General features: G+C 36.1%; 13 protein-coding genes and 1 riboswitch. Of the genes, 10 read left to right on the top strand and 3 right to left on the bottom strand.

Going from position 1 to position 13331, the window contains the following annotated elements:
- The first annotated feature begins 86 nt into the window (after nt 1-86).
- The 10 genes from ccpN to guaA all read left to right on the top strand — a co-directional run bounded on the left by ccpN (nt 87) and on the right by guaA (nt 11069).
- A complete protein-coding gene (gene ccpN / locus BMY57_RS03300) occupies nt 87-710 on the top strand; it encodes a transcriptional regulator CcpN (protein WP_091772606.1) in 624 nt (207 codons plus the stop codon).
- A 19-nt stretch (nt 711-729) separates the two neighbouring features.
- Nucleotides 730-1527 carry a pyruvate, water dikinase regulatory protein gene (locus BMY57_RS03295; protein ID WP_091772605.1) on the top strand — a complete coding sequence of 266 codons (798 nt, stop codon included), beginning with the start codon at nt 730-732 and terminating at the stop codon, nt 1525-1527.
- Between the two features lie 317 nt (nt 1528-1844).
- Nucleotides 1845-3662 (top strand): DNA primase, encoded by a 1818-nt coding sequence (gene dnaG / locus BMY57_RS03290; protein ID WP_091772604.1) that lies wholly within the window; start codon nt 1845-1847, stop codon nt 3660-3662.
- A 34-nt stretch (nt 3663-3696) separates the two neighbouring features.
- Nucleotides 3697-4821, top strand: a complete 1125-nt coding sequence (rpoD, locus tag BMY57_RS03285) for an RNA polymerase sigma factor RpoD (RefSeq protein WP_091772603.1) — start codon at nt 3697-3699, stop codon at nt 4819-4821.
- Between the two features lie 25 nt (nt 4822-4846).
- Entirely contained in the window at nt 4847-5374 is a 528-nt protein-coding gene (locus BMY57_RS03280; RefSeq protein ID WP_091772602.1) for a hypothetical protein, read from the top strand.
- Between the two features lie 105 nt (nt 5375-5479).
- Complete coding sequence (locus tag BMY57_RS03275) at nt 5480-5845, top strand: c-type cytochrome (RefSeq protein ID WP_091772601.1); 366 nt, start codon at nt 5480-5482, stop codon at nt 5843-5845.
- A gap of 64 nt (nt 5846-5909) precedes the next feature.
- Entirely contained in the window at nt 5910-6617 is a 708-nt protein-coding gene (locus tag BMY57_RS03270) for a tRNA (adenine(22)-N(1))-methyltransferase (RefSeq protein WP_091772600.1), read from the top strand.
- Entirely contained in the window at nt 6604-7710 is a 1107-nt protein-coding gene (locus BMY57_RS03265; protein ID WP_091772599.1) for a Nif3-like dinuclear metal center hexameric protein, read from the top strand. Before BMY57_RS03270 ends, BMY57_RS03265 begins: the two co-directional genes overlap by 14 nt.
- 146 nt (nt 7711-7856) lie before the next feature.
- Nucleotides 7857-9323, top strand: a complete 1467-nt coding sequence (guaB, locus tag BMY57_RS03260) for an IMP dehydrogenase (RefSeq protein WP_091772598.1) — start codon at nt 7857-7859, stop codon at nt 9321-9323.
- A 21-nt stretch (nt 9324-9344) separates the two neighbouring features.
- A riboswitch (purine riboswitch) is annotated at nt 9345-9446 on the top strand.
- An 84-nt stretch (nt 9447-9530) separates the two neighbouring features.
- Nucleotides 9531-11069, top strand: coding sequence for a glutamine-hydrolyzing GMP synthase (gene guaA / locus BMY57_RS03255; RefSeq protein ID WP_091772597.1), 1539 nt, complete (start codon nt 9531-9533; stop codon nt 11067-11069).
- 56 nt (nt 11070-11125) lie between these two features.
- On the opposite strand, the gene BMY57_RS03250 is transcribed toward guaA, so the two are convergent.
- The 3 genes from BMY57_RS03250 to BMY57_RS03235 all read right to left on the bottom strand — a co-directional run.
- Nucleotides 11126-12337 (bottom strand): site-specific integrase, encoded by a 1212-nt coding sequence (locus tag BMY57_RS03250; protein ID WP_091772596.1) that lies wholly within the window; start codon nt 12335-12337, stop codon nt 11126-11128.
- Between the two features lie 38 nt (nt 12338-12375).
- Nucleotides 12376-12561, bottom strand: coding sequence for a DUF3173 domain-containing protein (locus BMY57_RS03245; protein ID WP_091772595.1), 186 nt, complete (start codon nt 12559-12561; stop codon nt 12376-12378).
- A gap of 505 nt (nt 12562-13066) precedes the next feature.
- Nucleotides 13067-13331: helix-turn-helix domain-containing protein (locus tag BMY57_RS03235; protein WP_439895781.1), on the bottom strand; the 265-nt coding region annotated here is incomplete at its 5' end.

The following is a 13331-nucleotide window of genomic DNA, read 5'->3' as shown; positions in this document are numbered from 1 at the left end:
GATTGGCGAGTTTTCTTTATTCTGTTGCCGAAATAGTATATAATATTTAAATATAGTATGTCAGATTAGGTAGAGGTGGTAATAAGATGGAATTAACTCACCGACAAGAACAAATCATAGAAATCGTTAAAGAGAGTGGACCTATTACAGGGGAAAATATAGCAGAACGTTTAAACTTAACAAGAGCGACTTTAAGACCTGATTTAGCCATCCTAACCATGGCTGGGTTTCTTGATGCTCGGCCGAGGGTAGGGTATTTTTATACAGGAAAAACAGGCAGTGAACTGATTTCAGAACAAGTAAAAAAATTAAAAGTTCGAGACCAACATTCTGTTCCAGTGGTTGTCAATGATCAAGTATCTGTATATGATGCTATTACAACGATGTTTTTAGAGGATGTAGGAACTTTATTTGTGGTGAATCAAAAGGCCCTATTAGTCGGGGTACTATCTAGAAAAGATTTACTTAGAGCTTCCATGGGAAATCAAGAGTTGTCAGACGTTCCGGTACATATTATCATGACTAGAATACCGAAGATCAAAATATGCTATAAGGATGATTTATTAGTCGATGCGGCCACTAAGTTAATTGAAAACCAAATCGATGCTCTACCGGTTGTGGTAGATCGTGAAGATGGACAAGAAGTGGTAGGACGATTAACTAAAACAAACATCACTAAAGCATTTGTCGACTTAGTCAGAGAGGAATAAGTTATAGGGAGGATTTTAGATGAGTTCTATTTTTTATGTGCTTTCAGATTCTGTCGGTGAAACGGCAGAGCTTCTAGCTAAAGCAGCATTAAGCCAGTTTTCGGATCAAAATATGAAAATACAGCGCATACCTTATGTAGATGATGAAGCTACGATGGTTGACGCCTTTAATTTAGCTAAAGAAAATAATGGGATGATTGCTTTTACATTAGTAAAACCTGAGTTTAGACAAAAAATGAAAGATTTATCTAATCAGTTTCAAGTAAGAGCTATAGATTTACTAGGACCATTATTAGAAGAGTTAGAAGACCATTTACAAAAGAAGCCAACCTTACAACCTGGTTTGGTACATAAATTAGACGAAGATTATTATAAACGGGTTGAAGCCATTGAGTTTGCCGTTAAATATGATGATGGACGCGATGCAAAAGGCATTTTAAAAGCGGATTTAGTTTTAATTGGTGTATCAAGAACGTCTAAGACACCTCTATCACAATTTTTAGCTCATAAACGTCTCAAAGTAGCGAATGTACCTATTGTCCCTGAGGTAGACCCACCAGAAGAACTGTTCCAAGTACCGGCTGAAAAGTGTATCGGATTAAGGATAAGTTCAGAAAAATTAAACCATATTAGAACGGAAAGGTTAAAAGCATTAGGGTTAGATGGATCAGCCAATTATGCGAGGAAAGAACGAATACAAGAAGAAATTGATTATTTTAACAAAGTTGTAGAAGAAATAGGCTGTGATACTATTGATGTATCGAACAAAGCTGTCGAAGAAACAGCCAATGTTATTTTGAGAAAAATAAAAAAGTAAAAAACTAATTTTAGCTGCTAACTATAGCAGCTTTTTCATTTGTATCAGACAATAAATATCTATTAATTCCAAATATTAAAACATCAATCAAACTGTTCGCATATTTTAAATGAATAAGTTATAATCGATATTTGTGGAAAGAAGTAGAATAATAGATAATCTTACTAAGGTACACACTAGTTTCTCCAACTACATAGAGGGTATACATATAATATAATGAATCAAATAATGTGACAATATTTTTACAAGGGTAATTTTTTGTCGATGCTTGAAGGTATTTTGTAACAAGTATCGAAATAAATCACATGGTGATGAAGATGGCAAACAGAATTCCACAAGAGACAATAGACCAAATAATAAATAACAATAACATTGTCGATGTTATAAGTGATTACATTAAATTAACCAAAAAAGGTCGTAACTATTTTGGGTTATGTCCTTTTCATGGTGAAGACACTCCGTCATTTTCTGTATCACCGGAAAAACAAATTTTTCATTGTTTTGGTTGTGGTAAAGGTGGTAATGTCACATCTTTTATCATGGAAATTGAAAACTTATCTTTTATTGAAGCCATTAAGCATTTAGCCGATAAAAGTGGTGATTCATTACCAGATGAGTGGCTTAACAGACAACAAGGACCTGCTTATTCAAATGAAGATCAAAGTGTTTTAAAAGCATATGAATGGTCTAACAAATTGTTTCATCATGTACTGAAACACACTAAAGATGGCAAAGATGCTCTTAACTACTTAAAAAATAGAGGATTTTCTGAAGAGGCTATCGAACACTTTCAAATAGGGTATTCTCCAAGGAAAGATCAATTCTTGAGCACCTTTCTAAAAGGTAAAGGTTTTGAGGTTGAAAATTTGGTTCAATACGGTTTATTAAGCAGCCGAGATGGGAATACCTTTTTTGACAGATTTCAAGGAAGAGTTATTTTTCCGATTCACAATCACCAAGGTAAAATCATTGGTTATGGCGGAAGGTCTATACAAGATGATATACAACCTAAATATTTAAATAGTCCTGAATCAAAATTCTTTCATAAAGGTAAAATTCTATATAATTTTCATCAAGCAAGGCGACATTTTCAAAAACTAAACCAAGTGGTACTGTTTGAAGGTTATGCAGATGTGATTAAAGCTTATCAAGCAGGTGTTTATCATGCAGTTGCCACGATGGGGACAAGCCTTTCAGATACACATGTAAAAATATTGAAACAATACGTCGATGAAGTCATTATTTGTTTTGACGGAGATTCCCCTGGTAAAGAAGCTAGTTACAAATCAGCAAAACTTGTAAACGATGCAGGAATGAACGCAAGAGTAGCGAATGTACCTAATGAGATGGATCCTGATGAATATTTTGAAAAACATGGTTCTGAAGCATTTCAAAAGCTGATTCAATCAGCCGAAAGTTATGTGGCTTTTTCACTACAATATATAAAAAAGAACTACAATTTAAATACAGATCACGATAGGGTTCAATATGTTGAAAAAGCGTTAGATATTATCGCTACGGTTAATCAGGCAGTTGAAAGAGATTTTTATTTAAATGAATTGGAAGAAACATTTAAATTAGACCGAAGTACCTTACTTCAAGAAATCGACAGCCGTAGAAGAATAATGCGCCGCTCAAAAGATAATGATAATCATGTTAAGAAAAAAAGCTTTGAGCATAATAATTGGAACAAACCTCAAAAATTATTTAGTGCTTATCAAAATGCCGAAAGACATCTAATTGCACATATGCTTCAGGATCCGTACATTGCGGATCGAGTTCAAAATCGATTAGGTGCCTCATTTAATCTTGAAGATCATCAAGTATTAGTCACCTATTTATACGCATATTATGAGGAAGGGAACGAACCGAACGTTAGCCGATTTGTTGAACGTTTAAATGACGGTTCAATTAAACAATTAGCTGTAGAGTTAGCTTTAATGCCAATAAATGATGAGTTAAGTGAACAAGAGCTTGATGACTATATTCATGTGATTAAGAAGGAAAGTGATTCAAGTCCAGAGCTTAGAACTTTAAAGCAGATGTTAAAGCAAGCTGAAAAAGAAAATGATCATCAATCTGCAGCGCGAATTGGAATGAAAATAATTGAGTTAAAGAAGAAGAACATGACATGAATATCAGCAACCAGTTTGGAAGGAGGGGTTATGGATGGCTAATAAGCCAGTAGATCCAAAAGAAGGTCTAGAAGAACAAGACCTAACACTCGATCAATCAAAAGAACAGTTACTTGAGATTGGTAAAAAACGAGGCGTTCTCGTATATGAAGAAATCGCCGATAAATTAGGCCATTTTGACCTGGATTCAGATCAAATGGACGAATTTTACGAAACCCTTGCCGATGAAGGCATTGACGTGATAGGTGAAAATGACGAGGACCCTAACATGCAGAAAATAGAAAAAGAAGAAGAATTCGATTTAAATGACCTAAGTGTCCCACCAGGGGTGAAAATCAATGACCCAGTGAGAATGTATCTTAAAGAAATAGGTCGTGTCGATCTTTTAACAGCGGACGATGAGATTGAATTAGCTAACCGCATTGAACAGGGAGATGAGCTAGCAAAACAGAAGTTAGCAGAAGCCAACTTACGACTAGTTGTAAGTATTGCGAAGCGTTATGTTGGTAGAGGTATGCTATTCCTTGATTTAATTCAAGAAGGAAATATGGGCTTAATTAAAGCCGTTGAGAAGTTTGATTATCGCAAGGGATTTAAGTTTAGTACGTATGCGACATGGTGGATTCGTCAAGCAATCACTCGTGCAATAGCTGACCAAGCTAGAACGATTCGTATCCCAGTTCATATGGTTGAAACCATTAATAAATTAATTCGTGTTCAACGTCAATTATTACAGGATTTAGGACGCGAACCAACTCCTGAAGAAATTGCTGAAGAAATGGATTTAACTCCAGATAAAGTACGAGAAATTCTGAAAATTGCTCAAGAACCTGTTTCTTTAGAGACACCAATTGGTGAAGAGGATGACTCTCATCTAGGTGATTTTATTGAAGACCAAGAAGCCCAATCACCTTCAGATTATGCGGCTTATGAATTATTAAAAGAGCAACTAGAAGATGTATTAGATACTCTAACTGATCGAGAAGAAAATGTGTTACGTCTTCGTTTTGGCCTTGATGATGGCAGAACTAGAACACTTGAAGAAGTAGGGAAAGTCTTTGGGGTGACGAGAGAACGTATCCGTCAAATTGAGGCTAAAGCTCTTAGAAAGTTAAGACATCCTAGTCGTAGCAAACGCTTAAAAGATTTCTTAGAGTAGGTAATGTATTTTCATTGGGGGTACCATGGGCATTGAACGAAAGGAACTCATTATAAAAGAAATACAGTATTGGAAAGAATCAAAACTTTTACCTGCACAATATTGTGATTTTCTATTAATGATTTATTCTCATGGTGAGGGACTTGATCATTCCAATCAAAAGCAACAAGGAAGGTTATGGTTTTATATTAACTTTCTCTTCCTGTTGCTTTTCATCCCTATTTCCATTTACTTAATCCTATGGATGGATAACTCTTTATTCATGAGTTTAGCTTTAATTGTCGGAGTATTAGCGATTGCGATTATCCATGTTGTATATTATAAGAGAATCAATTCTATAGTGGTACACCTCCCCATCATATTAATATTATTAGTTGGGCTTACAGGTACTATATCATTGGGTAAAGTTTTAGATCTTCAATTGAACTATTATTTGATAGTTTTCTTTCATTGTTTATTATGGATTTCATTAGGTTTTTGGAACAAATGGATTTACTTAATGGTATCTGGTCTAGTTGGTTTATTAATCTTACTAGTAAATTTATTTATATAAAATATTCACAATTTCTCCCTTTCAGTTTGAACTTTTTTCGAGTAAAATAAGTATAGTTTGAGTTTATACGTTTTACATATAGCGCAACGAAGGAGGTCAAATAACATGAAGAAAAATTTAATTATGCCATACGCACTTATTGCTTTACTTGGTATTGTAACAATGGTCGTAATGGGCGGGGTGGGCCTAGCTCAAATGGACCAAGCAGAAGGTGAAGGTGGAGGCGAAGAAACACTTGACCCTGCAGAACTAGTAGAACAGAATAACTGTACATCTTGTCATGGTGCTGACCTTAGTGGTTCAGGTAATGCTCCAGATTTAACGACTGTTGGAGATCGCTACTCACAAGAAGAACTTGTTGATATTATCAGTAACGGTGTTGAGGGTAGTAATTTAATGACAGGAGACTATGCGACAGCTGATGAGGCAGAAGTTATTGCCGAATGGTTATTGAATGGTCAAGAAGAATAATAAGTAAAGTCCAGAACATCATGATGTTTCTGGACTTTTTTAAAATTGGATAAGGAAGTTGAAAATGACAACAATTAAATTATCAAAACGGTTAGAAAAAGTTGCAGGCTATGTCCCTCCTGAAACGAATGTGTTTGCGGATATCGGTTCTGATCATGCTTATTTACCGTGTTATGTTTGTCTAACTCATTCGAGTGTTAAGGCCATAGCGGGAGAGGTTAATGTCGGACCATTAGAGGCTGCAATCAATCAAGTGAAGAAGTATGACCTATCAAACCGGATTGATGTGCGGTTAGGAAATGGTTTAGAGGTAATAAATCCAGGAGAGGTTGATTGTATCGTAATTGCGGGTATGGGAGGAACTTTGATAACGAGTATTTTAGAGAATGGACTTTCCAAACTTTCTAGCATCAAAAGGTTAGTTCTCCAGCCAAATATTGATGCTCAATCTATTAGAGAATTTGCTGTTAAACATCAATATGAAATCATTGAAGAAGAAATTTTGGATGAAGATGGTTATATATATGAAATATTAGTGTTAGAGTCAAGTTCTAAAACAATTCATTACTCATCTAAGGAACTTTATTTAGGTCCCATTTTATTACAAACAAAAGGTGAGGTTTTTATAAGAAAATGGAGTGGTGTTTTACATAAAAAAGAGAGAATTATTCAACAAATGAAACAGTCATCTAATGTTCAAGCATCTAAGTTGAACGAATTTATCCAACAAACGCAATGGATTAAGGAGGAAATAAGTGATGACGACAGTTAAGGATGTTATCAATATACTTGAAGAATTTGCGCCTAAATCATATGCATTTGAAGGAGATAAAATCGGGTTACATGTAGGAAGCTATAACGCGAAAGTATCTAGAGTTATGGTTGCTTTAGATGTTTTAGAAAGTGTAGTAGATGAAGCAATTGAGAATCATGTCGAGTTAATTATTGCTCATCACCCATTAATCTTCAAACCACTTAAATCTATTGATTTAAACAGTGAAAAAGGACGAATCATTCAGAAATTAATTCAGCACAATATCTCGGTTTACGCTGCACATACGAACTTAGACATTGCCTCTAGTGGTGTTAACGATATGCTCATGAATCAGCTAGGTATAGAAAACACCGACATACTAGTTGAGACAGGCGAAGAGCGTCTGTATAAATTAGTCGTATTCGTACCAGAGAGTCATGAAAATCAATTTCGGGATGCTTTATCTGAAGCTGGCGCCGGCCATATTGGAAACTACAGCCACTGTACATTTAACACACCTGGAACGGGGACGTTTAAACCGTTAGATGGAACGAACCCTTATATCGGTTCACAAGGGGAGATAGAAAAAGTTTTAGAAGTTAGAATGGAAACCGTTGTACCAGAGTCTATTTTAAACAATGTTATTCAAGTGGCTAAAGAAGCTCATCCATACGAAGAGATGGCTTATGATGTTTATCCTGTAAAATTATCCGGAACCAAACGAGGACTAGGACGTATTGGAGCATTGTCTCAAACCCAATCCCTCAAGCAATTTGCAGAACATGTTAAGCAATCTTTTGATGTGCCATTTGTTAGAGTCGTTGGAGATGAATCAAAACAAATTAAGCGTGTAGCGGTAATTGGTGGCGATGGTAATAAATATATTAACCAAGCCAAAATGAAAGGTGCCGATGTCTTGATCACTGGTGATATTTATTATCATACTGCCCATGATGCATTAGGGATGGGACTAAAAATGATTGACCCAGGTCATCACATTGAAAAAGTTATGAAAACAGAATTAAGCAAAATCTTAAGGGAACGAAGTCAAGACCTAGACGTTGAATTCATAGAGTCGAAAGTAATGACGGAGCCTTTTAAGGTCATTTAATATTGATACAGTCAAGATTATGGGTTGTCCCATGACCTTGACTTTTTCTGTTTATTTTGAATCTTTTTATTTATTCTCTTTGTGTTGACATTTAAGCCAATTCGTTGATAATCTATTTTAAAATGAAAAGGGGGAGGATTCGGTTAATGGTTTGGGAGCAAAAGTTTCAAAAAGAAGGTTTAACATTTGATGATGTTTTATTATTACCATCGAAATCAGATGTTTTGCCAAGAGATGTTGATGTAACCGTTGAGTTAACAGAGACTTTAAAACTTAATGCACCAATTATTAGTGCAGGGATGGACACTGTCACTGAAGCGGATATGGCTATAGCTATGGCCCGTGAAGGTGGTTTAGGTGTGATTCATAAGAACATGTCAATCGAAGAACAGGCAGATCAAGTTGATCAAGTCAAACGTTCGATTCGAGGGGTTATCACGAATCCATTCTTTTTAACACCAGAACATCAAGTATTTGATGCTGAACACCTAATGGGGAAATATCGTATTTCAGGTGTTCCAATCGTCAATAATGAACATGATCAAGAGCTTGTAGGGATTATTACAAATCGTGACTTACGATTTATCGAAGATTATTCATCGAAAATTGATGATGTGATGACGAAGGAAGACTTGGTGACAGCACCTGTCGAAACTTCACTCGAGGAAGCTGAAAAAATTTTACAAGAGCATAAAATTGAAAAGCTTCCGCTAGTAGATGAACAAGGAGTCTTAAAAGGACTTATTACAATTAAAGATATTGAAAAGGTTATTGAATTTCCTCATTCAGCTGTTGACGCTCAGGGGCGTTTAATTGTCGCTGCTGCAGTTGGAGTAACAGGTGACGTTCTATTAAGATCTGAGAAACTTGTTGATGCTGGTGTAGACGCTTTAGTTGTTGATACAGCACATGGTCATTCACAAGGTGTTATTGACACAGTTAAAAAGCTAAGAGAGGCTTACCCTAACGTAAACTTAATTGCAGGGAATGTCGCGACTGCTGAAGCGACCCGTGAATTGATTGAAGCTGGTGTTGATGTTGTCAAAGTAGGAATTGGCCCAGGTTCAATTTGTACAACTAGAGTTGTCGCAGGTGTAGGTGTACCACAAATATCTGCCATTTATAATTGTGCTACGGAAGCTCGAAAGCATGGAGTTCCGATTATTGCTGATGGTGGTATTAAATTCTCTGGAGACGTTGTAAAAGCAATCGCCTCAGGTGGTCATGCTGTTATGTTAGGAAGCATGCTTGCTGGGACAACTGAAAGCCCAGGACGAACTGAGATTTTCCAAGGCCGTCGATATAAAGTCTATAGAGGTATGGGATCTGTAGGTGCGATGGAAAAAGGAAGTAAAGACCGTTATTTCCAGGAAGAGAATAAGAAATTTGTTCCTGAAGGCATTGAAGGTCGAGTACCTTACAAAGGGCCAGTTGCTGATACGTTATATCAATTAGTTGGCGGATTGCGGTCTGGAATGGGATATTGCGGTGCAACGAATTTAGAAAAATTAAGAGAAGAATCCCGTTTTGTTAGAATTACGAATGCTGGATTAAAAGAAAGTCATCCGCATGATGTTCAAGTAACTAAAGAAGCTCCAAATTACTCTTTTTAATTAAAAATTAACCGACCCCTAATAAGAAACGGTGATACACTTCATATATCCTTGCCAATACGGGGCAAGAGTCTCTACCGGGTTGCCGTAAACAACCTGACTATGAAGGCATTAATTAGTCTTATGACTAGAATTCTGCCTTTATAGCTATTTTTGAGGTGGAATTCTAGTTTTTTATTTGGGGCGGAACAGATTAGAGGTGTTTAGATGAAAGCAATTAATGAAAAAATCATTGTTCTTGATTACGGTAGTCAGTACAATCAATTAATAACTCGCAGAATTCGTGAGATAGGCGTTTTTAGTGAATTACATCCACATCATGTAACAGCTTCTGAACTAAAAGAATTAGAGCCGACTGGTATTATTTTATCTGGTGGACCTAACAGTGTTTATGGTGAGGATGCATTTTCGATTGATCCAGAAATTTTTGAACTAGGTATTCCGATATTAGGTATTTGCTATGGAATGCAATTAATGTCATTTCACTTAGGTGGAGAAGTCGGACGAGCTGGAAAAAGAGAGTATGGTAAAGCTACTATTAAAAGAGAAAACGACTCAGATTTATTTACAGCATTACCTGATGAACAACAAGTCTGGATGAGTCATGGTGACCATGTAACTAAGGTGCCAGAAGGCTTTACAGTAGATGCTTCTAATGAGTCTTGTCCAATTGCGGCTATTAGTTATAAAGAAAAAGGTTTCTATGGTGTTCAATTTCACCCAGAGGTTAAACACTCAGAATTTGGAAATGATCTACTAAGAAACTTCGTTATGGGTATATGCCAATGTTCGGGTGAATGGTCGATGGAGAATTTCATCGAGTTAGAGGTTGAAAAAATTAGAGATCAAGTTAAAGATCGAAAAGTTCTATGCGCATTAAGCGGTGGTGTTGATTCTTCAGTTGTCGCAGTCTTATTGCACCGAGCAATTGGAGATCAATTAACGTGCATTTTCGTAGATCACGGTTTATTGAGAAAGAATGAAGCCGATGATGTTATGAAAATGTTTAGAGAAGGTTTTAACATTAATGTGATTAAAGTCGATGCACAGGACCGTTTCTTAAGTAAGTTAAAAGGCGTCAATGATCCTGAACAAAAACGTAAAATTATCGGTAATGAATTTATATACGTTTTTGAAGATGAAGCATCGAAATTAAAAGACATTGATTATTTAGCCCAAGGAACTCTTTATACAGATATTATTGAAAGTGGTACTCAAACAGCTCAAACTATCAAATCACATCATAATGTGGGTGGATTACCTGAAAGAATGGAGTTTGACTTGATCGAACCACTGAACACACTGTTCAAAGATGAGGTTAGGGTACTTGGAGAAGAATTAGGTATTCCTGAACACATTGTTTGGCGCCAGCCTTTTCCAGGTCCGGGCCTAGCTATTAGAGTATTAGGTGAAGTAACCGAAGATAAGTTAGAAATTGTCAGGGAGTCAGACGCGATTTTGCGTGAAGAAATTAAGAACGCAGGTTTAGATCGTGACATTTGGCAATATTTCACGGTTCTTCCAGGGATTCAAAGTGTAGGAGTCATGGGGGACCAACGAACTTATGATCATGCCATCGGAATACGTGCTGTGACATCAGTCGATGGTATGACGTCTGATTGGGCTCGAATCCCGTATGATGTTCTGCAAAAGATATCCACGCGAATTGTGAATGAAGTGGACCATGTTAATCGCGTAATATATGATATTACGAGTAAGCCACCTTCAACCATTGAGTGGGAGTAGTAGAAGGAGAGCTGAAACCCCTTTGTTTATAAGGGTTTCGGCTCTTTACTCTATTTTCATTGCATTGTTATTGCATTATTTGTTTCTAAGTCCTTACGCAAATATTGAACTGTGAATTGATTTTTGGGAGAAGTATCTTTATTTTCAGTTGCAGTTTGATAAGACAATATACCTTTTAGTTTATGAGCGACCTCAAAATTACTGTTTGGATACAAATGTCCATAGGTGCCGAGTGTCGTTTCAATATCTTCATGTCCTAGGCGATCTTTAATAATTAATGGGTTTTCTCCCATACTAATAAGCAGAGAAGCGTGAGAATGTCTTAAAGCATGTAATCTTATTCGATGAACCCCAGCCTTTTTTGAATAACGTGTAATGGCATTTGCTAACGTATGCTTTTGTGTAGGGATACCATTATAGCTCATTACAAAATTGGTTTGGACGATAGATTGCTGCTTTTCCTTCCATTCGTGGAGTAACATTAATGTATCCTCATCTAATGCAATATGACGAACACTAGCTTTTGTTTTTGTTTCTACAAAAGAATAGTTATCTAAATTCTTATAGTAAAGTGTTTTATCGATTGATAACAAACCTTTGTCAAAGTCAATATCTTCCCATTGAATCGCAGTGGCTTCTCCAATTCGCATGCCTGTCATAAACAAAAACCACAATGAAATAAATAAAAAATGTTGATAGTAGTCTTCCTTATAAAAAAGGGAGATGACTTTTTCAAATTCTTCTTTTGTCCAAAAATCTATTTTTGTCTTTGTCTTTTTTACATTTCCAACAATTTTCGATGGATTACTTTCGGTTAAACCTAAAACAACCGCTCGATCCATTGCCATGGAAAACACCCCTTGAACATTTCTAATATAAGAAGAACGATATTTCTTTTTAGATAATGCTAATTGCCATTTTTGAACATGAATTGGGGTAATTTCTGATGTGATTAAGTTATCAAAAAAAGTGAAATGTTTTCTTACAGTCGGTAATCGATTATCGTACGTTCTTCCTTTTACTTGTGTTTTATACCAAGGTAAGAAAATATCTTCAATAAACTGTCGAAATAAAATGTCCCCTTGTTTTTCTTCTAAGGAGTCTGACTTTGTTAGTAGTAACTCAGAATATTCTTCCCTTGCTTCTTTTTTAGTCTTAAAACCACTACGGTACTTCTGGATTTGCTTACCAGTGATGGGATGATAGCCTAAATTTGCCCTAAAATAATAAGTTCCGTTCTTTGCTTTTTTGTTGATACCTTTAGTCATGATTTCACTCCTTACGCAATTAGTGCAAGAAGTACAAATCACACGTCTAAAGTTATCCCTAATACTTCCTCTACAGCTTCTTTAGGAACACGATCCAACTTTTTAGATTGATAATACGTGTGGTCCTTTGAAATCATTAGTTTTTTGCATTCTCTAATGATATCAGCTGAATAAGAAGGACCATAACCTAGTGCTATCAAGTCTTTTTTAGTGACTGTGACCATATAAACTCCTTTCCATAGACTAGGATATGCTATTTGATATCTGTCTATTATTATATCGCGTCTATACAACTAATTCTAATACGTTGCGTGAATTTGGCTCTTGCACTAAAAAAAGGTCTTATTCTCATAACTTAATAGTTACTGTAACTTATCTTGTTAAACTGAAAGTCAAAAATCAGACGGCTGTTGGTCACAGCTCCACGGGAATTTCACCCCTGCAAGTATTGCTTCCAGCCCTATTCATAGCTTGCGACGCTTCAAACGCTCGAACCATGACGATAGAGGAGTATCATTATCCTGACTGATGGGTTATCGCCAGCAATCCACCACGATTGTTTTAGACAACGTATTATTTCGCTCGTTCCATGTTGGAAGTCTTGGCGTACTTGTCAGGTTGCTTATCATCAGCAGAATGTATCTGATTTTTGTTATACGGCATGGCGTTATCTTCCATGCTTTCTTTGTCAAAGAACAAATAATATAATGAAAGGGGAAATCTCTCTACTTAAATTTTGAAAGTTAAAATAGACTGCATTAGTTTGGAACGCAAACGATCACGTGTATCTTCATCGATACCCCAATAAATGTTCCCGCGCTCATCACGAAGCTTACGCATGGACAGACTGGTCATGTAGCTTCCATAATGCAGAATAACTACTTTCATTGCTTCTGGCTCACCCTTATTTGCAGCTAAAATAATTGGGTACGGCAATAAACCACGCTCGTTGTTTTCAACATTAGAATTAATCATCCCATTCATCTGCATGTTC

The organism is Piscibacillus halophilus, from assembly GCF_900110685.1.
GTDB lineage: Bacteria > Bacillota > Bacilli > Bacillales > Alkalibacillaceae > Piscibacillus > Piscibacillus halophilus.
This window is presented reverse-complemented; position numbering and strand designations above follow the sequence as displayed.

What these genes read in the sequence shown, in the direction of transcription:
- ccpN (WP_091772606.1), top strand. Translation starts at nt 87, where the DNA reads ATGGAATTAACTCACCGACAAGAACAAATCATAGAAATCGTTAAAGAG.
- BMY57_RS03295 (WP_091772605.1), top strand. Translation starts at nt 730, where the DNA reads ATGAGTTCTATTTTTTATGTGCTTTCAGATTCTGTCGGTGAAACGGCA.
- dnaG (WP_091772604.1), top strand. Translation starts at nt 1,845, where the DNA reads ATGGCAAACAGAATTCCACAAGAGACAATAGACCAAATAATAAATAAC.
- rpoD (WP_091772603.1), top strand. Translation starts at nt 3,697, where the DNA reads ATGGCTAATAAGCCAGTAGATCCAAAAGAAGGTCTAGAAGAACAAGAC.
- BMY57_RS03280 (WP_091772602.1), top strand. Translation starts at nt 4,847, where the DNA reads ATGGGCATTGAACGAAAGGAACTCATTATAAAAGAAATACAGTATTGG.
- BMY57_RS03275 (WP_091772601.1), top strand. Translation starts at nt 5,480, where the DNA reads ATGAAGAAAAATTTAATTATGCCATACGCACTTATTGCTTTACTTGGT.
- BMY57_RS03270 (WP_091772600.1), top strand. Translation starts at nt 5,910, where the DNA reads ATGACAACAATTAAATTATCAAAACGGTTAGAAAAAGTTGCAGGCTAT.
- BMY57_RS03265 (WP_091772599.1), top strand. Translation starts at nt 6,604, where the DNA reads ATGACGACAGTTAAGGATGTTATCAATATACTTGAAGAATTTGCGCCT.
- guaB (WP_091772598.1), top strand. Translation starts at nt 7,857, where the DNA reads ATGGTTTGGGAGCAAAAGTTTCAAAAAGAAGGTTTAACATTTGATGAT.
- guaA (WP_091772597.1), top strand. Translation starts at nt 9,531, where the DNA reads ATGAAAGCAATTAATGAAAAAATCATTGTTCTTGATTACGGTAGTCAG.
- BMY57_RS03250 (WP_091772596.1), bottom strand. Translation starts at nt 12,337, where the DNA reads ATGACTAAAGGTATCAACAAAAAAGCAAAGAACGGAACTTATTATTTT.
- BMY57_RS03245 (WP_091772595.1), bottom strand. Translation starts at nt 12,561, where the DNA reads ATGGTCACAGTCACTAAAAAAGACTTGATAGCACTAGGTTATGGTCCT.